Annotated in this window: 16 protein-coding genes and 3 pseudogenes; 10 read left to right on the top strand and 9 right to left on the bottom strand. The window is 68.0% G+C overall.

The window, feature by feature from the left end:
- Nucleotides 1-551: 551 nt before the first annotated feature.
- Nucleotides 552-1,160 (bottom strand): TetR/AcrR family transcriptional regulator, encoded by a 609-nt coding sequence (locus ACWCP0_RS35820; RefSeq protein ID WP_451082927.1) that lies wholly within the window; start codon nucleotides 1,158-1,160, stop codon nucleotides 552-554.
- 246 nt (nucleotides 1,161-1,406) lie between these two features.
- Here ACWCP0_RS35820 and ACWCP0_RS35825 point away from each other — a divergent pair, with 246 nt between their 5' ends.
- From ACWCP0_RS35825 to ACWCP0_RS35835, 3 genes and pseudogenes are all read left to right on the top strand, one after another.
- Nucleotides 1,407-4,628 (top strand): bifunctional cytochrome P450/NADPH--P450 reductase, encoded by a 3,222-nt coding sequence (locus tag ACWCP0_RS35825; protein ID WP_451082928.1) that lies wholly within the window; start codon nucleotides 1,407-1,409, stop codon nucleotides 4,626-4,628.
- A gap of 1 nt (nucleotide 4,629) precedes the next feature.
- Nucleotides 4,630-4,764, top strand: a pseudogene (locus ACWCP0_RS35830) (IS110 family transposase); the annotation flags it as partial.
- A 147-nt stretch (nucleotides 4,765-4,911) separates the two neighbouring features.
- A complete protein-coding gene (locus tag ACWCP0_RS35835) occupies nucleotides 4,912-5,958 on the top strand; it encodes a zinc-binding dehydrogenase (protein ID WP_451082929.1) in 1,047 nt (348 codons plus the stop codon).
- Nucleotides 5,959-6,054: 96 nt separating this feature from the next.
- Here the strand turns inward: ACWCP0_RS35835 and ACWCP0_RS35840 are convergent, their stop codons facing one another.
- Both ACWCP0_RS35840 and ACWCP0_RS35845 read right to left on the bottom strand, forming a co-directional pair.
- Complete coding sequence (locus ACWCP0_RS35840; RefSeq protein WP_451082930.1) at nucleotides 6,055-6,327, bottom strand: FAD-dependent oxidoreductase; 273 nt, start codon at nucleotides 6,325-6,327, stop codon at nucleotides 6,055-6,057.
- Between the two features lie 235 nt (nucleotides 6,328-6,562).
- Nucleotides 6,563-7,303: an IclR family transcriptional regulator gene (locus ACWCP0_RS35845; RefSeq protein WP_451082931.1), complete on the bottom strand. Its 741-nt coding sequence runs from the start codon at nucleotides 7,301-7,303 to the stop codon at nucleotides 6,563-6,565.
- A gap of 200 nt (nucleotides 7,304-7,503) precedes the next feature.
- Here ACWCP0_RS35845 and ACWCP0_RS35850 point away from each other — a divergent pair, with 200 nt between their 5' ends.
- From ACWCP0_RS35850 to ACWCP0_RS35870, 5 genes are read left to right on the top strand one after another with little or no spacing between them, the layout of a single operon-like run.
- Nucleotides 7,504-8,058 carry a 2,4'-dihydroxyacetophenone dioxygenase family protein gene (locus ACWCP0_RS35850; protein WP_451082932.1) on the top strand — a complete coding sequence of 185 codons (555 nt, stop codon included), beginning with the start codon at nucleotides 7,504-7,506 and terminating at the stop codon, nucleotides 8,056-8,058.
- A gap of 17 nt (nucleotides 8,059-8,075) precedes the next feature.
- On the top strand, nucleotides 8,076-9,290 hold the full coding sequence (locus ACWCP0_RS35855) for a CaiB/BaiF CoA transferase family protein (protein ID WP_451082933.1): 1,215 nt from the start codon (nucleotides 8,076-8,078) through the stop codon (nucleotides 9,288-9,290).
- Nucleotides 9,277-9,822 (top strand): FAS1-like dehydratase domain-containing protein, encoded by a 546-nt coding sequence (locus ACWCP0_RS35860; protein WP_451082934.1) that lies wholly within the window; start codon nucleotides 9,277-9,279, stop codon nucleotides 9,820-9,822. Before ACWCP0_RS35855 ends, ACWCP0_RS35860 begins: the two co-directional genes overlap by 14 nt.
- Nucleotides 9,822-10,268 (top strand): MaoC/PaaZ C-terminal domain-containing protein, encoded by a 447-nt coding sequence (locus ACWCP0_RS35865; protein WP_451082935.1) that lies wholly within the window; start codon nucleotides 9,822-9,824, stop codon nucleotides 10,266-10,268. Before ACWCP0_RS35860 ends, ACWCP0_RS35865 begins: the two co-directional genes overlap by 1 nt.
- On the top strand, nucleotides 10,265-12,061 hold the full coding sequence (locus ACWCP0_RS35870; protein WP_451082936.1) for an acyclic terpene utilization AtuA family protein: 1,797 nt from the start codon (nucleotides 10,265-10,267) through the stop codon (nucleotides 12,059-12,061). The genes ACWCP0_RS35865 and ACWCP0_RS35870 overlap by 4 nt, the downstream gene beginning before the upstream one ends.
- 145 nt (nucleotides 12,062-12,206) lie before the next feature.
- Here ACWCP0_RS35870 and ACWCP0_RS35875 read toward each other — a convergent pair.
- Together ACWCP0_RS35875 and tnpA are read right to left on the bottom strand one after the other, a co-directional pair.
- Nucleotides 12,207-12,440, bottom strand: a pseudogene (locus ACWCP0_RS35875) (glycoside hydrolase family 15 protein); the annotation flags it as partial.
- A 375-nt stretch (nucleotides 12,441-12,815) separates the two neighbouring features.
- Complete coding sequence (gene tnpA / locus ACWCP0_RS35880; RefSeq protein ID WP_451082937.1) at nucleotides 12,816-13,247, bottom strand: IS200/IS605 family transposase; 432 nt, start codon at nucleotides 13,245-13,247, stop codon at nucleotides 12,816-12,818.
- 24 nt (nucleotides 13,248-13,271) lie between these two features.
- On the opposite strand from tnpA, the gene ACWCP0_RS35885 reads away from it, so the two are divergent.
- Together ACWCP0_RS35885 and ACWCP0_RS35890 are read left to right on the top strand one after the other, a co-directional pair.
- A complete protein-coding gene (locus tag ACWCP0_RS35885) occupies nucleotides 13,272-14,552 on the top strand; it encodes an RNA-guided endonuclease InsQ/TnpB family protein (protein WP_451082938.1) in 1,281 nt (426 codons plus the stop codon).
- Between the two features lie 90 nt (nucleotides 14,553-14,642).
- A pseudogene (locus ACWCP0_RS35890) lies at nucleotides 14,643-14,744 on the top strand (pirin family protein); the annotation flags it as partial.
- Nucleotides 14,745-15,090: 346 nt separating this feature from the next.
- Here ACWCP0_RS35890 and ACWCP0_RS35895 read toward each other — a convergent pair.
- From ACWCP0_RS35895 to ACWCP0_RS35910, 4 genes are all read right to left on the bottom strand, one after another.
- Nucleotides 15,091-15,786, bottom strand: a complete 696-nt coding sequence (locus ACWCP0_RS35895; RefSeq protein WP_451082939.1) for a hypothetical protein — start codon at nucleotides 15,784-15,786, stop codon at nucleotides 15,091-15,093.
- Between the two features lie 103 nt (nucleotides 15,787-15,889).
- Nucleotides 15,890-16,312, bottom strand: coding sequence for an SsgA family sporulation/cell division regulator (locus tag ACWCP0_RS35900; protein ID WP_451082940.1), 423 nt, complete (start codon nucleotides 16,310-16,312; stop codon nucleotides 15,890-15,892).
- Nucleotides 16,313-16,569: 257 nt separating this feature from the next.
- Nucleotides 16,570-16,914, bottom strand: coding sequence for a hypothetical protein (locus ACWCP0_RS35905; protein WP_451082941.1), 345 nt, complete (start codon nucleotides 16,912-16,914; stop codon nucleotides 16,570-16,572).
- Between the two features lie 997 nt (nucleotides 16,915-17,911).
- Nucleotides 17,912-18,631 carry an alpha/beta fold hydrolase gene (locus tag ACWCP0_RS35910; RefSeq protein ID WP_451082942.1) on the bottom strand — a complete coding sequence of 240 codons (720 nt, stop codon included), beginning with the start codon at nucleotides 18,629-18,631 and terminating at the stop codon, nucleotides 17,912-17,914.
- Nucleotides 18,632-18,731: the final 100 nt, after the last annotated feature.

The following is an 18,731-nucleotide window of genomic DNA, read 5'->3' on the forward strand; positions in this document are numbered from 1 at the left end:
CCACCCCCCAGGTCATCCGATCGACAGGGGGCAACAGTCATGCCGGGCCCGGAGGCCAGCGGTCCTCTTGCAGGACCGCGAAAAACATAACGGGGTGAACGCGTACCGGCGGCACCGTGCGCCAGGCTGCTGCCGCGTCCGCAGCTCGGCCGGCCGAGTCATTCATGTGCAGGGTCGTCGTCCGCGGAGTGCGAGCGGGCCGCACGGCAGCGTCCAGGGCCCTGGCCACTGCCGGACGCTGCGGTTCCTGGAACCGTACGAGACCGGGGGCCGTGCGCACCATCCAGGCGAGCGAACCGGCGGCAAGGGTGAGCGCGAGGTGGCGTAGGACAGGCGGTGCCCGTAGAGCGCGCACGTGGATCCGCCGACGGTGTACACCATTCAGGTCGGCCACAGATCGGTCGCCCGGCCCAGCCGCAGCACACCGCGCATCTGCGGCGGCCGCGTGGAGAGGGCCTTTCCGGATGTGATGGGTGCCACCTCATACGCCGCAGCCTGAGCCCGCCCGACCACGGGCCGGCCTCAGGCCGCAACGCTTCCGGACTGCACAATCAATGGCCGGCGCTCTGGCCGTCACCATCGGCGCCGAGTCGGCCCTCCAGGCCCGTGATGATCGTGTCCAGCGTCAGGCGGAACATGCAGTTCTCGTCATGGGTGGGCCCGTCTTCGCCGACAGTGGGGGATGCGAGGCTCAACCACCGGTGGAGCGCGCCGTTGAGTTCGGCGGTGAGGACACCGGTGATGACGGCGCCCACGAGAGCGGTGATCTGCGGGAGCTCCGAGGGCGGCACCCCTGCGGCGTCCAGGATCGCGGTGAGCGCAACCCAGAACGGGTCCTCGGGCTGGATGAAGTCCGCCTGGTGGCTGAACGAGTAGGCCATGAGCTTGGGGTGGCGGTGCGCCAGCGTCCGGAAATCCGTGGCGAGCAGGCGGATGCGCTCCTGCCAGGGAGCATCCTCCAGCGTCACGGTGCGGAACTGGGTGCCGACCATTCTCGCCACGCCGCGCAGTAGGGCGTCCTTGTTCGGCACGTGGTGGTACAGCGACATCGGGTTCGCATCGAGCACGGTCGCGAGTTTGCGCATGGTGAGCGCCTCGACCCCGTCCGCGTCGATGAGCCGCAGGGCGGCGGCATAGATCCCGGCCTCGGTCAGAGGCACGTCCCTCTTTCTTGTTCCCCGCGGGGGACGCTTCGCCTTTTCCATACGCGGACGGTATCAGTTTCATACAGCGTATGGAAATGACCTCGGCCACACGGCGGCATGACGGTCGCCCGCATGACTCCGGGTTGCGGTCGATTTTCCATACGTCGTATGGTACCAATTCCATACGGCGTATGTTTCCGTGGTGCACCCCGGTATCGCCGGCGCCCTTGCCCATCCCCTGCCTGCACAGAGGAGCAAGCCATGACCACACAGTCCAAGAACGACCTGCGACCCATCCGGTCTCCGCGCGGGGTCCCCTTCCTCGGCCACACGCCGCAGATCCCCAGCACCAACCCGGTCGAGTACTTCGGCGAACTGGCCAAGCAGTTCCCCGAGGGGCTCTACGGCATGGAGATCGCCGGCATCGAGCAGGTCTTCGTCTGGGACCCGGACCTGGTGGCCGAGGTCTGCGACGAGACGCGGTTCTTCAAGCAGATCGACAAGACGCCGCTGGCCCATGTCCGGGACTTCACGGGTGCGGGCCTGTTCACGGCCCACCAGCACGAGGAGGAATGGGGCATGGCGCACCGAGTCCTCCTCCCGGCCTTCAGCCAGCGGGCGATGAAGGGCTACTACGGGCAGATGCTGGAGATCGCCCAGAACCTGGTGAGCAAGTGGGAGCGCAGGGAGGGCCAGTCGGTCAACATCACCGACGACTACACCCGGTTGACCCTGGACACCATCGCCCTGTCGGGGTTCGGTTACCGGTTCGACTCCTTCGCCAAGGAGGATCTGCACCCCTTCCTCAACGCGCTGCTGGAGGCGCTGGTTGAGTCGCTGCGGCGCTCGCAGGAGCTGCCGATGATGACCAAGATGCGCAAGGCGGACGACAAGAAGTACCGCGAGAACATCCAGCTGATGCGGGACCTGGTCGAGAGTGTGATCAAGGAGCGCCGTGAGGGGAAGGGCACCGCTGAGGATGACCTGCTGGGTCTGATGCTGGAGGCCACCGACCCGGAGACCGGCAAGGGGCTGGACGACGACAACGTCCGTGACCAGGTGGTGACGTTCCTGATCGCCGGTCACGAGACCACCAGTGGTCTGCTGTCGTTCGCCACTTACTCGCTGATGCGTAACCCGCAGGTGCTGGCCCAGGCCTACGCCGAGGTGGACCGGCTGCTGCCGGGCGACACGGTCCCGGACTACGACACGATCATGCAGATGGACGTGATCCCGCGCATCCTGGAGGAGACCCTGCGCCTGTGGGCTCCCATCCCGATGATCGGCAAGTCCCCGATCGAGGACACCGTCATCGGCGGCTGCTACGAGCTGAAGAAGGGAGCGCGGGTCAACCTCCTCGAGGGCCCGCTGCACACCCACCCCAAGGCGTGGGACCGGCCGGATGAGTTCGACATCGAGCGGTGGCTGCCGGAGAACCGGGTCAACCACCACCCGCACGCCTACAAGCCGTTCGGTAACGGCGTGCGTGCCTGCATCGGTCGGCAGTTCGCGCTCACCGAGGCCCGTCTGGCCCTCGCACTGGTGCTGCAGAAGTTCAAGTTCGCCGACATCGACGACTACAAGATGGACGTGCGGGAGGCGCTGACGCGCAAGCCCGGCGGCTTCGAACTGAAAGTGCGGTCCCGTCGGGAGCACGAGCGGACCGTGTTCGGCGCAGTGGACCTGCAGACGGACGACACGCAGGCGCAGGCTGCGGTCAGCGGTGTCGGGGTGAACCTGACCGTCGCCTACGGCTCCAGCCTCGGCTCGTGCGAGGACCTGGCGCGCACCATCGCCGACCGCAGCGAGCGCTCCGGGTTCGGCACCACCCTGGTCGGCCTGGACGAGCTGGGCGACAACCTGCCCACCGAGGGCCTGCTCGTGGTCGTCGCCTCCAGCTACAACGGCAAGGCCCCGGACAACGCGCAGCGTTTCGACGACCTGATCGCCGCCGGACTCCCGGAGGGCTCGCTGTCCAACGTGCGGTTCGCGCTGCTGGGTGCCGGCAACACCCAGTGGGTGGCCACCTACCAGGGCTTCCCCAAGCGGATCGAGGCAGGCCTGCTGGCCGCCGGCGCCACCCCCGTCATCGAACGCGGCATCGCGGATGCCGCCGGTGACTTCGACGGCATGGCCACTCGCTGGATGGACACCCTGTGGACCACCCTGGCCGAGGAGTACGCCGCCGACACCTCCCAGGCCAGCGGCCCGCGCTACCAGGTCCAGCTGCTCACCGAGGCGGACGTGCGCCCCGCGATCGTCTCCGAGCAGGCCTACCCCCTCACGGTCGTGGCCAACGAAGAACTCGTGGCCGACGCCACCGGCCTGTGGGACTTCAGCATCGAGCCGCCGCGCCCGTCCGCGAAGTCCATCACCATCGAGCTCCCCGACGGCGTCACCTACGACACCGGCAACCACCTGGCCGTCTTCGCCAAGAACGAGCCCGCGCTGGTCAACCGCGCCCTCGCGCGGCTCGGCGTCGACCGCGACCAGGTCCTGCGCCTGGACCTGCCGGCCGGCGGCCGCACCCACCTCCCGGTCGGCACCCCCGTGACCGCAGGCCTGCTGCTCACCGAGTTCCTGGAGCTGCAGGACGTGGCCACACGTTCCCAGATAGAGACGCTGGCCGAGCACACCCAGTGCCCGTGGACCCGGCCGCAGCTGCAGGCCTACACGGCCGACACCGCCGAATCCGAGGAGCGCTACCAGACCGAGATCCTGGGCAAGCGGGTCTCCGTGCTGGGCCTGCTGGAGCGCTTCCCGGCGGTCGAGCTGCCGCTGGCGGTCTTCCTGGACATGATGGGCCCGATCCGCCCGCGGTTCTACTCCATCTCCTCCGCCCCGCTGGCCAACGCGCGCCACGTGCGGCTGACCGTGGGCCTGCTGGAAGGCCCGGCCCTGTCCGGCGACGGCCAGTACCGCGGCACCTGCTCCTCCTACGTCGCAGGCCTCGAGCGCGGAGACGTCTTCTACGGCTACGTGCGGGTGCCCTCCCCGACCTTCGCGCCGCCGGCCGACCCGGCCACGCCGCTGGTCCTCATCGGCCCGGGCACCGGCATCGCGCCGCTGCGCGGATTCCTGGAGGAGCGCGCCTCGCAGCAGGAGAACGGCATCGAGGTGGGCCTGTCCCAGGTCTTCGTCGGCTGCCGCCACCCGGAGCACGACTACTTCTACCGGCAGGAGATGCAGGACTGGGAGCAGGCCGGGATCGCCCAGGTGCACACCGCCTACTCCGCGGTGACCGGCCACCCGGCCCGGTTCGTGCAGAACGCCATCGCCAACGCCGCCGACACCGTGTGGCAGGCCATCGAAGACGGCGCGTACATCTACGTCTGCGGTGACGGCCGCCGCATGGCGCCCGCCGTGCGCGAGGCCCTCGCGGCGATCTACCGCGAGCGGACCGGCAGCGACGACGAGGCCGCCCAGCAGTGGCTCGCCCAGCTGGAAGCGGACGAGCGCTACCAGCAGGACGTCTTCGCCTGACGTCGCCCGCCGCACCGCCGAAGGCATGACCAAGAAGGACATCGTCCGGTGCCTGAAGCGGTTCGTCGCCCGCGAGATCTACCGGCACCTACCCCACACGATCCCCACTACCAAAACGCTCCCACAGACCGCTTGACGATCTATAGGAGCTTCCCCCAGACGCCGGGAGGGTGCGGCGGTCCTGACACCCCGCACCCTCCTGGCCACCACTCACCCACGAGGCACCACACGGCACCCATCGGCCCGAACCGCCAGGAGTGCCGCTCACAGAAAGCAGAGCACCATGGACACCATGCTCGCCGGACGCTTCCACCTGGACAGCAAGAAGTTCGCCGTGGAGGAGGTCTCCATCCCCGTGCCCGGCCCGGGCGAGGTCCTCATCGAGGTCAAGGCCGCAGGCGTCTGCCTCTCCGACGTCCACCTCATCGACGGCTCCCTCGTCCCGCTGTTCGCCACCTCCGACACGGTCACCGTCGGCCACGAGGTCTCCGGTGTGATCCACACCCTCGGCCCCGACCTCAAGCGCGGCCTGACCGTCGGCACCCGCGTCACCCTGGAGGCCGGCAAGACCTGCGGCCAGTGCGCCGGCTGCGTGCGCCGCCGCCCCTGCACCCAGATGCGCACCGCCGGCATCGACTACGACGGCGGCTGGGCCCAGTACACCCTCGCCCGCGAGGACACCCTCATCCCCATCCCCGACAACCTCCCCTTCGACCAGGCCGCGATCATCCCCGACGCGGTCTCCACCCCCTACGCCGCCGTCGTCACCACCGCGGGCGTACGTCCCGCCCAGTCCGTCGGCATCTGGGGCGTGGGCGGTGTCGGCGCCCACAACGTACGTCTCGCCCGCCTGGCCGGCGCCGCGCCGATCATCGCCGTCGACCCGCTGCCCGGCGCCCGGGAGCGTGCCCTGGCCTTCGGCGCGGACTTCGCCCTCGACCCGGCCGCCGACGACTTCGCCGACCAGGTCCGCGCGGCCGCCGGCGGACGGGGCCTGGACTTCGCCTTCGACTGCGCCGGCGTGCCGGCAGTCCGTGAGCAGGCCGCCGCCGTGCTGGGCCTGAACGGAATCCTCATTTTGGTCGGCATCAGCCCCAGGCCGATCACCATCAGCGAGGGCCTGACCTTCAACTACCTGGGCAAGCAGGTGCGCGGCCACTACGGCGGCACCCCCGAGTCCGTCACCGAGCTGGTCCGGCTGGCCGAGGTCGGCCGTCTCGACCTGGCCCCCTCCATCACCGACCACATCCCGCTCGCCGAGGCCGCCGACGCGGTCAACCGGCTGGAGAACAAGATCGGCGACCCGATCCGCCTCATCCTCGTCCCCTGATAACTGAACAGAAAGTTCATCAAGACCACCTCGGGCAGGGGTGAGTGGGCGCCGGTGTGTGAGGGAGCACCGGCGCCCACGGTCTTGTGTGGACGGTCAGTTCGCAAGGGTCTTGGTGAGCGCGGAGCCGACAGGGGTGTTGGCCGCGCGGGTGAGGGTGCGGCGGGCGGCGTACCCGAAGCGGTGGGTGGGCATGAAGAAGTACCGCATGCGCAGGGCCTCCCTCTGGTGGCGGGTGACGAACGGGCGCAGCCGTTGCTCCCACCCGCGGAGGGCGGCGGACAGGTGGTCGTGTTCGGCGACCAGCCGGGCCAGCAGTTCGGCGCCCGCGATGCCCATGCCGGAACCCTGCCCGGAGTGCGGGGTCATGCACCAGGCGGTGTCGCTGAGCAGGACGACCCCTTCGCGACAGTGCTCTCCGAAGCCACCGGCCCGCTGGACGACATCGCCGACACACTTCTCGCCCGCGCCCGGCCGGCAGGAGAGCGTGCCGACGACACCACCCTCCTCCTGGTAAAGGTCCCTTGAAGCGGGCGTCGGCGGCTGCCGCGACGGCTGGACATCACCGGAGGGCGACAGCCCGGCCGCTCGCCGGCGCAGGGGATCAGGCGCGGTTGAGCCCGTACCGGGGGCCGAGAACGGCGACTGCCTTCTTGAGCTCCTCGCCGAGGTCGTCGAGACGATCCGCTTCTGCGGGGTCGACGGCTGCGCTGATCGCCGCTATCGGACTGCCGTCGGATGCCAGCAGGGGCGTGGCCACGGCAAAGGCGTCCTTGAACGTGACTCCGCGGTTGAAGGCGAGTCGGCGGGAGCGGATCTCGGGGAGCTCGGCGAGGAACTGCCGGGCCTCTCCTGCCTGTTCCGCACCGGCCAGTTCCAGAAGCCGGTACATCTCCTCGTCGGGGACGCTGGCGAGCAGAGCCTTGCCGGCAGCGGTCGTGAAGAGGGGGCGACGGGCGTGGGTGCGCGCGACGAAAGTCAGGTTGGGCGACTCCTGACCGGCATGGTCGGCGTAGACGAGGGCGTCGCCGACGCGCACCCCGACGAGGACGGTGCAGCGGAGGACCTTGCTCAACTCGGCCAGGAACTGGTGATCGAGAGACAACGCGGCCAGCTTGTTCGCGCGAGCGGCGAGGATGAAGGGCCCTGGTCCGAGGTGGAACCGGCGGTCGTCCTCGATGAGGTAGCCGCGGGCGAGAAGTCCGTTGGTCAGCTCCTGAACGGAGCTCTTCGCCGCGTCCAGGGCGGCTGCCAGCTCAGCCAGCGTCACTCCCCGCGGGCTCAGGGCCACGGCTTCGAGGATCCCGATCACTCGGTCGACCGTGCGATGCGGGCGGACGGGCATGCGGCTGATGCTAGCACCGCCCTGTCCGCCAAAAGTCCGTGCACGAGTCTTGTCAGGCAGGCGTGGGCCACCGTAGCGTCCCAGCCATCCGGAAATCCGGCTCGACATACGTAAATACGTACGCTCCATGAACCCCAACGCACCACCTCGCATGTCGCCTGTCCCGGAAGGTCAGCACTCGCAACGGAAGGCCCGAAAACATGACCGCACCTGTCTCTCCCGGCGTGGCCACCACCCGCAGCGGAGCCCCGCTGCCGCTCGTCTCTCTGCCGCAGGGTGAGCTTCTGACCGTCAACATCGACCAGATCCCGCTGTTCAAGGATCTCGTCGCCCCCGGCATTCACATCCAGACGCTGCGCCTGGACCCCGAGCGCGGAGAGTGGGTCTTCCTGTCCACCTTGGCACCCGGTGTCGAGCTGCCGATCCACTACCACACCGGTTCGGCTCAGGTGTGGACGATCCAGGGCCGCTGGCTGTACCACGAGTACCCCGACCAGCCGCAGACGGCGGGCTCCTACCTGTACGAGCCCGGCGGCTCGGTGCACACCTTCTACACCCCCGAGGACAACACCGAGGACACCGTTGCCCTGGCCTGGATCGAGGGTGCACAGGTCAGCTTCAACGAGGACGGCACCTTCCACTCGGTCATGGACGCGGTGACCCTCCAGCACCTGACCGAGACCGCGGCGGCGGCACAGGGCACCGGACCGATCCCCTACATCCACGGCGGCGCCACCGGCGTGATCAAGTCCTGATCGGCGGGGGAGCAGCCATGCGACCGGCGTTCGACGGCATCCGGGTCCTGGAACTGGGCCAGATCTACAACGGCCCCTACTGCGGGCTCCTGCTCGCCCAACTGGGCGCCGACGTCATCAAGGTCGAGCCACCCGGCGGTGAGCCACTGCGCTTCCGCTCGCACGAGCCCATCGAGTCCCACGAGTTCGTGATGCTCAACTCCCACAAGCGGAGTGTGGTGCTCGACCTGAAGACCGACGCCGGTCGCCAGGCGCTGCTCGACCTGGTCGAGACCGCCGACGTGCTCATCGAGAACTACGCGCCGGGCACGATGGAGCGCCTCCGGCTCAGCCCGGCGCGGCTCCTCGAACACAACCCGCGTCTGGTCGTGGCCTCCGGCAAGGGCTACGGATCCACGGGCCCGTACGCACACATGTCGGCCATGGACATCACCGTGCAGGCGATGTCCGGCAGCGCCGCGTCCACCGGGGAGCCCGACGGGCCGCCGACCAAGGCCGGCGCCGCGTTCGTGGACTTCTCCGGCGGCATCCACCTGTTCGGGGCGATCAGCGCGGCCCTGTTCCAGCGCGAGCGCACGGGACGGGGGCAGATCGTCGAGGTCTCGATGCACGACACCATCTACCCGATGCTGGCATCCAGCCTGGGCGGCCTGCACAACAACCCCGGCCGAGAGCTCCCCGAGCGCACCGGGAACCGGCATTCGGGCATGGCGGTCGCGCCGTACAACATCTACGAGGCGAGCGACGGATGGCTGGCGATCATATGCATCGCCGAGCGGCACTGGCGCGGCGTGGCAACCGCACTGGGCCGGCCCGAGCTGATCGACGACCCCAGGTTCCGCACGCAGAAGGACCGGGTCGCCAACATCGACGCGGTCGACGAGCAGGTCTCTTCCCGCACCAGGACCCGGACGCGTGCCGAGCTGGTGCGGGACCTGCAGGCCGCCGGTGTGCCCTGCGCGCCGGTCAAGTCGATCCGTGAGGTCGACTCCGACGAGCACCTGATCCAGCGCGGCATGATCCAGTACGTCGAGCACCCGGCCAGGGGCCGGGTGCCGGTTGCGGGATGCCCTCTGAGGCTCAGCGACTCGCCGGTGGGCCCGCTGCGGGCCGCCCCGCCGCTGGGCGAGTCGACGCGGGAGGTTCTCGCCGAGCTCACAGGCCACGCGGATGCCGCCGTCGAAGCCGGCACCCAGATCAATGGTGAGGATCCCAAGCATGTTCACACCTGAACCCGGTACTCCGCTGGCGGAGTACTACGACCAGACCCGGTCGCGGACCGGAGCCGTCCTCTCGCTCCGGAGCCTCGGTACGCTGGACGCGGTGAGCATCGGCCGCTACGCACTGACCATCGGCGCCGCGGACCCAGTCCACTACGACGCCGCGGCCGCACGTTCGGCCGGGTACGCGGATGTCGTGGCGCCACCGAACATGCTCGCCGCGATCGTGGAGTGGGGCATCGGCACCCCCGAGGCCCAGCTTCAGCCCGACGGGACACCCCTCGGCGGTGACACACCCCTCGGTGACGGGGACCTCGGGCTGCGCGTGATGGGGGCCGGCGAGGAGATGGAGTTGGTCAGTCCCGTGACTGCGGGGACGGAGGTGGTGCTCGAAACCACCCTCGAGGCGGTCACTCCCAAGCAGACCCGCGTCGGCGACTGCGTGTTCGTCACCACCCTCCACACGTTCACGTCCGCCCAGGGTGCCGTCCTCAACCGCAACCGGCGCACCGTCGTACTGCGCAACCCCTTGCAGGAGTCGTAGTGTCCATCAACTACCAGGTCGGGGACACACTCCCACGGCTCAAGCACACGGCCACGCCCTTTCAGCTGTTCCGCTACAGCGCGGTCACCTGGAACCCCCACCGCATCCACTTCGACGAGCCCTACGCACGCGAGGAGGGCCACGGCGGTCTCGTGGTGCACTCCCACCTGCGAGCGGCGCTTGCCCTGCGCTGTGTCACCGAGGCTCTCGGCGCCAAGTGGCGCGTGACGAAGGTCGCCTACCGCCTGCGCAAGCCCGTCTGTGCGCCCGCCAACCTGGCCTACATCGCGCGGGTGACCCACATCGAGGGCGACAGCATGACCCTTGAGCTCGCCGAGGAACACCCCTCCGGCGAGGTGGGGTTCGAAGGGACGGTACGGGTCAGCAGGGCCGAGGGAGAGAACGCCGGCGGTCTTCGCTCCTCTACACCGGAAGATTTGGCATGACGTCAGCATCAGAACGGGGCCGACGCCCCCTCCGTGTCGGGAACTGCTCCGGCTTCTACGGCGACCGCGCCTCGGCCATGGCCGACATGGCCCGAGCGGGCGGCATCGACGTCCTCACCGGTGACTACCTCGCCGAGGTCACGATGCTGATCCTCGGCAAGGCGCGCGCCAAGGACAGCACGAAGGGCTTTGCGACCACCTTCCTGCAGCAGCTCGACGCGGCGCTCGAGCACCTCGTCGCCAACCGGATCAGGCTCGTCGTCAACGCCGGAGGACTCAACCCCGCCGGGCTGGCCGCCGCCACGCGCGAACTGATCGCACGCCACGGTCACGACCTGCGGGTCTCCCACATCGAAGGCGACGACGTCTTCGGCAGCCTCGACGGTCTGCGGCAAGCGAGCCATTGCCTGCCGCATCTGACGAGTGGTCAGCCGCTGTCGGACTGGCCGCACCAGCCGCTGACGGCCAACGCCTACCTCGGCGGCTTCGGCATCACGCGCGCCCTCCACAACGGCGCCGACATCGTCGTCACGGGCCGCGTCACCGACGCATCCCTGGTCGTCGGTCCCGCCGCCTGGTGGTGGGGTTGGACGCCTGACGACCACGACGCCCTCGCCGGCGCGGCCGCCGCCGGACACGTCATCGAGTGCGGGCCTCAGGCGACCGGCGGCAACTTCTCCGGATTCCGTTCCGTCCCCGACCTCGTGGAGCCGGGGTTCCCGATCGCCGAGATCGCCGCCGACGGCTCCTCGGTGATCACCAAGAACCCGGGCGCCGGCGGCGTGGTCACCCAGGACACGGTCACCGCCCAACTGCTCTACGAGATCGGTGAACCCGCGTATCTCAACCCCGACGTGACCGCCCATCTGGACACCGCGACGCTGACAGACCTCGGCGAGGACCGCGTCGGGATCAGCGGCGTGCGAGGCACGGCGCCGTCCAGGACGACCAAGGTCGCGATCACCGGGGTGGGAGGCTGGACGAACAGCGCGATCCTCGCGCTCACCGGCACGGATCTCGACGCGAAGGCCGCCCTCGTGGAGCGATTCGTCCACCGCTACGCCGAAGCCACCCGCGGGCTCGACGCGGTCGCCGTCGAGCGCATCGGGCGGGCCCAGCCCGATCCCGACACCCAGAACGCGGGAACCGAGCTGCTCAGGATCACCGTGCAGGGGACGCAGCAGGCCGCCGGGCGCGCCTTCTCGTCGCGCGTGGTCGAGCTGGCCCTGTCCAGCTACCCCGGGCTGTACTCCCTCGGCCCTCCCCAACCGGGCTCCGCATTCGGTGTCTACTGGCCCGCACTGCTCGACCAGCGGATGCTCCACCACACGGTCCACCACTACGACGGCACGACCGAGATCATGGCCCCCGGCAACCCGGACGGAGCCGGTGGCGAGGTAATGCCGCAGGCCGAGTCGGCGCTCGCGCCATCGGTGCCTGCGCCGCGGGCAGACGAACTCGTCGTCGCCCCGCTCGGTGAGATCGTGCACGCCCGCTCCGGCGACAAGGGCGGCGACGCGAATCTCGGCGTCTGGGTACGCGACCGTGCGGCATGGGACTGGCTCAGATCCACCCTCACCATCGACGAACTGCGACGCCTTCTTCCCGAAACACACGCACTGGAGATCTCGCGCCACGAACTCCCCCACCTGGGCGCGGTCAACTTCCTCGTCCGAGGACTGCTCGGGACCGGCGCCACCTCGACACTGCGGCTGGACTCGCAGGCCAAAGCACTCGGCGAATGGCTGCGCTCACGCAGCATCAAGGTGCCGCGATCTCTGGTGCGATCCTGACGACGCCATGACCCACGACAGGCCTCAAAGTTGGATGGGAGGTGGCGGTGTCCGCGGAGTATGGCGTTCTGCGTAGGTGGGGCGGTCCTCGACCAGGCGTGCCGTCCCGAGGTAGTTCGAGGGACGCCGTCAGGCCGGTCGGCTGTCAACCCAACGCGCGGTCGAGGTTGAAGGCGGCGCTGAGGGCGAGGTGGGTGAACGCCTGGGGGCAATTGCCCAGTTGCTCTCCGGTGTGGCTGATCTCCTCGGCGTACAGGTCTGGATGGTTGGCGTAGGTGAACATCTTCTCGAAGGCCAGGCAGGCTTCGTCCAGGCGTCCGGCGCGGGTAAGGGCCTCGACGTACCAGAAAGAGCAGATGGAGAAGGTGCCTTCGTCGCCATTTCGGGCGAGGCCGGCGGCGTCCAAGGCCCCGCACTGAAAAACTGGCTCATCTCCGGAGCGGTGATCGCCCTCGAGCCCGGCCGACGACTGGATCATCTGCTGCCGGCCGGGATCGTGCCTTCGTCTACGTCCTGTCCGGCAGGGTGACGGTCGCCGGGCGTCCCGTGCGCGCAGGGGAGATCGCCTGGTCCGACCCCCTTCCCCAGGCTTCGCTCTCGACCCATCGCGCTTGAGACCGCCGACGGCGACGAGCACAGCGTGGTCATGGTCTACCTCTGTTCTTGCGCAGTGCGCCGCCCTTCAGGGCGGTGGTGAAGCGCACCTGAAGACTGCTCTTTCCCGCGCCGTAGGCAGGGGTCCGCACTGTTGCCCTCAGCTCATGGGGCGCTGCTGCCGCTCGATGTACTGCTGTACGACGCTGAGGGGAGCCCCTCCGCATGATCCGGCGAAGTAGGACCCGGACCAGAAGTGGCCGCTCCACAGGTATCGGCGGACGTGCGCGTCGTACTCCTTGCGCAGGAGGCGGGCGGATACGCCCTTGAGGCTGTTGACCAGCTTCGAGAGCTGGACTTTCGGCGGGTAGTGCACCAGCAGATGCACATGGTCCTGCTCGCCGTTGAACTGCTTCAGCTCGGCTTCGAAGTCCGTGCACACGTCACGCATGATCTCCTCGCAGCGCGTGAGCATGGCGTCGGTCATGGCCTTACGTCGGTACTTCGTGACAAAAACCAAGTGCACGTGCAGGTTGTAGACGACATGACGACCAGTGCGCACGTCCGGGTTGGGATTCCATCGTGGTGACATAAACTAAATGATAGGCTTGCGGTCGTGAGTCAAGGCACCCTGGCCAAGCGGAAGTTCGGGCACCGGGCCCGACTTGTGCTGTCGCCTGCCGAGGTGTCGACGGCCGAAGCCCAGGCATACGCGGCCCGCACGATGTGGAACCTGCTGCACGCCTGGTGGCAGATGATGTCGAAGGACAAGCGGACCCTGGCGAACGCGGACGCCGCGATACGCCAGGCCCGCAAGGATCTTGATTTCCTCGCCGTCCTCCCCGCGCAGGCCGCGCAGGCGGTGTTGAAGACGTACTTCCAGGCATGGAAGAACTGCTGGGAGGGCCGAGCGGACGCCCCGACTTTCAAGGGCCGGTTCCGGTCCGTGATGAGCGTGGACGTGCCGCAGGGCCGCGACCTGAACATCACGCGCGTGCACCGCCGCTGGGGCATGGTCAACCTGCCCAAGATCGGCCGTGTCCGCTTCCGGTGGACCGAAGACCTCCCCGTCGGCAAGCACGCCAACAAGGACAACCGGATCACCGGCGCCCGGCTCATCAAAGACGCGCTCGGCTGGCACATTGCCTTCCGCGTGATGACCCAGGAGCCCCCGCCCGAGCCCCACCAGGGGCCGGATGTCGGAATCGACGTGGGCGTCACGGTCCCGCTCGCTCTCTCGGACGGAACCACGTTCGAGCACGGCGAGTGGCTGACCGAGAAGGAGAAGACCAAGCTCCTGCGCCTGGAGCAGCGCGCCGCCCAGCGCAAACAGCACCGCAAGGTAGGGGAGCGCACCTCGCGTCGCCTGCACCGCACCTATGACCAGATCGCCCGGCTCCGAGCGAAAGCCAAGCGACGAGCAGCGGACTGGCAGCACCAGACGACCACCACCATCGCCCGCACCTACGGCACGGTCGTGGTCGAAGCACTCACCATCACGAGCATGGTCAAGTCGGCTCGGGGCACTGTCGAAGAGCCGGGGAAGAACGTCGCACAGAAGACCGGGCTGAACCGCTCCATCGCATCCGAGGCGTGGAACCGCACGGTCACGATGCTGACGTACAAGACCGCCCAGCACGGCGGCACCCTGGTCAAGGTCCCCGCCCCCGGCACCTCCCAGCGCTGCTCAGCGTGCGGTTTCACCACGCCCGGCAGCCGGGAAGATCAGGCCACGTTCGTGTGCAAGAACCCCGATTGCGGCTGGTTCGGCAACGCCGACCACAACGCAGCCCGGAACATCTTGCACCTGTACCGGATCGGCCTCGTGGCGATCCCGGCTGCTGGAAGAGCAGTCGTCAGGCGCGCTCGTCGCGTCAAGCCTCCCATCGCAAGATAGGGCGGAATCTCCTTCCTGAGCTTGCGAAGGGAGGAGAGCGCTTCAAAGCGGTGAGCCGATCGGTCAGCAGGTCAGCCCGTCGCGGGCCCGTTCGTCATGAACAGCGCGAGCGAAATCGAGCAGGCCTTCCGCGACTTCCACAGCGGCGGGTTCGGCGACATCCCGAACCAGGCCCGCCTGCAGTTCCGCTGACATCGGGGCACCCGGCACCCCCGTCTTCCCAGACCGTGTGCCCGCAGGCCCGGCGCGGCACGCATACTCCAGAGCCTTCACCTCCAGCTCCAGCCCAGGAAAGGAGAACCTCGGAACCCGCGCATCGCTGGCTCTTATGCGCCTTGCCGTGGCCGCCGTGCTCATTCCGGGACTGGTCGGCACCCGAAACTCGGGGCCAGGCCGTGAGCCGAAGCACGACAGCGGGCAGACGTGACCCGGAGGCGCCCTCCTGTTGAGGGCGACCCAGCAGGATCGGCGGCTCCGGCGTCAGCGGGCGGGTGCCGACACGGTGCGCCCACGCCACGCTCAGCACCATCCTTACGACCTACAGGTCCGTATCGGCGTTGCCCTCGTCGTTCCAAGAGCCTCGCCGCTTGGTCTCGCTCTTGGCGGAAGCGCCCTTCTCCTGCCCGTCCAACAGCTCCAGGAGCGCAGCGTCTGCCTTTTTGCAGTCTTCCTTGGTCAGTTCGAGAGGGGCGTTGTTGCAGATGGTGTACCGGTCGGGATGAATGATGTTGGTGGTCCTCAGGGTGAACGTCAGAAGCGAGCGCCACCCCTTGCGGTGGCCAACCCTCACTTGGATTCGGACCTTGTAGTCACGGGCCTCCGGAACCAACCCGGAAAACGGTGCCTCGAACTCGATGAAGAGTCGTTGTGCTTCTCTGCCGGCCACGATGAATCCGGCCGGCAACTCCGGTTCCTCGTCCGGCCCGGGTTGGAGACGGGATGGTGAAGACATCCACAGGAGTGGCAGATGAGAGGCTGGCTCATCAGGGAAGGTCAGCCTGAGATCCTGCACGACTATCGGCTTGGCACCGGTGTTGTGAAGGATGAGCGGAACCCGCAGGCGAACCATGGAGCCGTGGACAATCGCCGCAAAGGAATGAGGCTCCCACGACTCCAGGCGCCCCTGTCTGGCGTTGAGCCACCAGAACGAGGCGATGGTGAAGAGCAATGCGCAGATCGACAGGAGGCCCGCACCAGAAATCGATGAGGACGCATTCTGATCAGCAGCAGCCATCAGCAAGAGCATAAATTCACCTCAGGGTGGGCACGCTGACAGGACTCGGTGACGAGGGGCCCGTGAGCGACCCGGCTCTCGACGAGCGGCAGCTGGGCCACCTTCATCCTTCGGCGAGGAAGTGCGCCAGCGAAGCGTCCAAGTCGATGTGCCCGAGCTCGGCTCCCCTGGGCACCAGGGCCACCGTTTCCTGCAGGAACGCCTTGATTTCCTGCGCCCGGGCTTTGAGCAAAGCCACACCGGCCGGCGGGTTGAGAAGGATGTACAAGTTGTAGCGGTCAGGCCCGTCGGCGGGCCATATGCGTATGTCCCCCTCGCCGGCGGGGCCTTCCAGCCCGTCGATCAGAAGATCTCGTCCAATGATCCACTCCACCGTCTCGTCGCTGTCGACAGCGGTGAATGCGGCACGGATGACATAGGGATCACTGGGCTCGTACCGCAGCCTCACGCTCACAGGCAAGGACATCTCATGCGCAACGACAAGTTGCACATGCAGCCCCTGAATCACGGTTCTCAACGACTTCATTGGTTTTTACTCCTGCTGCCTCGAGTCATACCGGGAGGGCCATCGGAAAGGCCTGTCTAGGAGGCCTGAACGGAGAAGTGGGTACTACGGGGAGCGGTGTCGGACGGCAGGAGAACGCTCGCAGGAGCTACATCTCCTGCCGTCGCGCCCGGCCGTCAGCAGCAGGCGAAGCCACCACTGACGGCCGGGAGCATCACAGGGATGCGACCAACGTCGGTTGCCGGATCACGGCGACCTTCGTATCAGCGACCGGAGCTCTACCGGTCGTGGTGGCGGCTCGCCTTGTCGCGGTCCCGGCGGTCGTCGTGGTCACGGTCCCAGCGGTCGTCGTGGTCACGGTCCCGGTCGTCGTCACAGTCCCAGCGGTCGTTGTCGCGACGGTCCCAACGGTCGTCGTCGTCCCAACGTCCGTCGTCACGGCCCCAGCGGTCGTCATCGCCGCCCCAGCGGTGGTCGTTGGCCTCGACACTGGCGGCGGGGCGCTGGACGTGCCCTGACGTCGACGTCGCAGCCGACGCAGTACCCCCGGCACCAAGAACGGCTCCGCCGGCCACCGCCAGGGAGGCGATGGCGACAGACACGCGCTTCGCGAGGTAACTCACAAGTTTCTCCTTCGATTCAAAACCATCCGTCAGTGCGACGGACGTTGAGTTCACTAGTGCAATTCACTGGGATTGTTCGATGCGGCTGCGCGGGTCGCTCTCCTTCGTGAGCGTCAGCCAGCTCCGCGCGGCGCCACAGGGCGCGATAGAGGTTGCCGATGCGGCAACATCCTCAGATTCCATACAAGGTACGAAACCTCCCTTTCCCTAATACCATACGTTGTATGGAAAATCGATGGTGGCGCCGCCAGTCAAGGGGGAGGGTCACCTCTCGCTCGTGATGGCGGCGACGCGGCGCAGGAACCCGGGCGTCGCACCGGAAGCCGACGCCCCGCGTGGCGAACTGGATCACCCGACTGGGACCTGCGCAGTGTCCGAGAACGGCCGTCACGGAACACCGAGGCATCACACGCAATCAACGAAGTCGAGATCTTCTTGATTGCGAACGTTGCTCGTGAGCAGTGCAGGCTGCGGCCGCCATCCTCGAAGGCTGGTGGATGGCGCCCGACATGAGGGGCAGGCGACGCTTATGTGCCTGGCGCGTCAACGAGGCGCTCCCGCCTTGCCCGGCGTCAGGGGGCAGGACAAGAAACTCCGGACATGGAGGAGTCAGCAGGGCAGTGGGACAGCCACCACATCCTCCTGACAGTCCGCACAAGGGACCACTGCGGCGCAGGCCGGCGGGCCTATTGTTGTTCGTCCGGCCAATGCCGGCCCTCGAGCCGGCACCGCATCGACCCGCCCGTGGGTGATCGCCCACCCCTGTCATTCCCGCTCGGCCGCGTCGAGCTCGGCTCGGATGCGGCCGGGTTCCCCGCGCAGCCCCTCGACTCGACGGCGCGCGGCGAGTTCGTGCTGTTCCGGCAGTCCGAAGGCCAGCGACATCCGCGACCTCCCCCGGCATCGACGACACGACAGGCCACCACTCCCACGGAATCACCGAGCCCATGCCTCATCGGAGAAAACGCGCTCATCACACCGGAAGGACAACAGCTCCTCAGGCATTCCAGTGCGCCTCAAGGGCTGCGGCGACCTCGGCCGGCTTCTGGATCAACGTCCAGTGGCTGCAGTCGAGTTTGACGACCCGGGACGCTCGCACAGCTTGGCCGAGTTCATCGGCGAACGCGATCGGACAGGCCGGGTCGAGCGTCCCCCAGAGGACCAGGGACGGCGCGGACACGTTCGCCAGTCCCGGTTCCCACTCCGCGCCCACCGTCACGGCGGAGCGGTACAGCTTGAGGATGCTGTCCCTCATCGACCCGTCCACGCGACGGACCATTTCCTCGGCCACGTCAGCCGGGACATCGAGTTTGCTCAGGTCCTCGGCGAAGGATGCTGGGTCTAGCTCGTTCATGAACCGGTCCCCCTCGACCGGGTCCTGCCAGATCTTGGCCAGCGGATGCCAGTCGTACTGAGCACTGACCGGGGCGCTGCTGCCGGCCCACGTACGAACGAGGTCCGGCCGTATCGAAGCGACGCGCGCGGTGAGAATGCAGCCCCAGTCATGGCCGACCAGGTCCGCCGGCTCGCCGACTTGCTCCAGCCGATCGATGAGCCAATCGACGTACTCCTCTTTGGTGGAGCCGAAGCCTTGCGGCCGCGGTGCGCCGAAGCCGGGCAGGTCCCAGGCCGCGACGTCACTTCGGCTCAGGTGCTGGCACACGCCGTCCCACACACGGTGGGTGTCGGGGACGCCGTGGATCAGAACTGCAGGCATGGACGAGCTCCTCCGTAGGACAAAAGCCTCATACATGAGATTTTTATCATTATTAGTCCCTTTGGTCCAGAAGTGCGAATCGGGGCCCTGGAGCCGGCAT

Source organism: Streptomyces sp. NPDC001970 (genome assembly GCF_053594115.1).

What these genes read in the sequence shown, in the direction of transcription:
- ACWCP0_RS35825 (WP_451082928.1), top strand. Translation starts at nt 1,407, where the DNA reads ATGACCACACAGTCCAAGAACGACCTGCGACCCATCCGGTCTCCGCGC.
- ACWCP0_RS35910 (WP_451082942.1), bottom strand. Translation starts at nt 18,631, where the DNA reads ATGCCTGCAGTTCTGATCCACGGCGTCCCCGACACCCACCGTGTGTGG.
- ACWCP0_RS35900 (WP_451082940.1), bottom strand. Translation starts at nt 16,312, where the DNA reads ATGAAGTCGTTGAGAACCGTGATTCAGGGGCTGCATGTGCAACTTGTC.
- ACWCP0_RS35835 (WP_451082929.1), top strand. Translation starts at nt 4,912, where the DNA reads ATGGACACCATGCTCGCCGGACGCTTCCACCTGGACAGCAAGAAGTTC.
- ACWCP0_RS35895 (WP_451082939.1), bottom strand. Translation starts at nt 15,786, where the DNA reads ATGGCTGCTGCTGATCAGAATGCGTCCTCATCGATTTCTGGTGCGGGC.
- ACWCP0_RS35855 (WP_451082933.1), top strand. Translation starts at nt 8,076, where the DNA reads ATGCGACCGGCGTTCGACGGCATCCGGGTCCTGGAACTGGGCCAGATC.
- ACWCP0_RS35870 (WP_451082936.1), top strand. Translation starts at nt 10,265, where the DNA reads ATGACGTCAGCATCAGAACGGGGCCGACGCCCCCTCCGTGTCGGGAAC.
- ACWCP0_RS35845 (WP_451082931.1), bottom strand. Translation starts at nt 7,303, where the DNA reads ATGCCCGTCCGCCCGCATCGCACGGTCGACCGAGTGATCGGGATCCTC.
- ACWCP0_RS35840 (WP_451082930.1), bottom strand. Translation starts at nt 6,327, where the DNA reads ATGACCCCGCACTCCGGGCAGGGTTCCGGCATGGGCATCGCGGGCGCC.
- tnpA (WP_451082937.1), bottom strand. Translation starts at nt 13,247, where the DNA reads ATGTCACCACGATGGAATCCCAACCCGGACGTGCGCACTGGTCGTCAT.
- ACWCP0_RS35860 (WP_451082934.1), top strand. Translation starts at nt 9,277, where the DNA reads ATGTTCACACCTGAACCCGGTACTCCGCTGGCGGAGTACTACGACCAG.
- ACWCP0_RS35850 (WP_451082932.1), top strand. Translation starts at nt 7,504, where the DNA reads ATGACCGCACCTGTCTCTCCCGGCGTGGCCACCACCCGCAGCGGAGCC.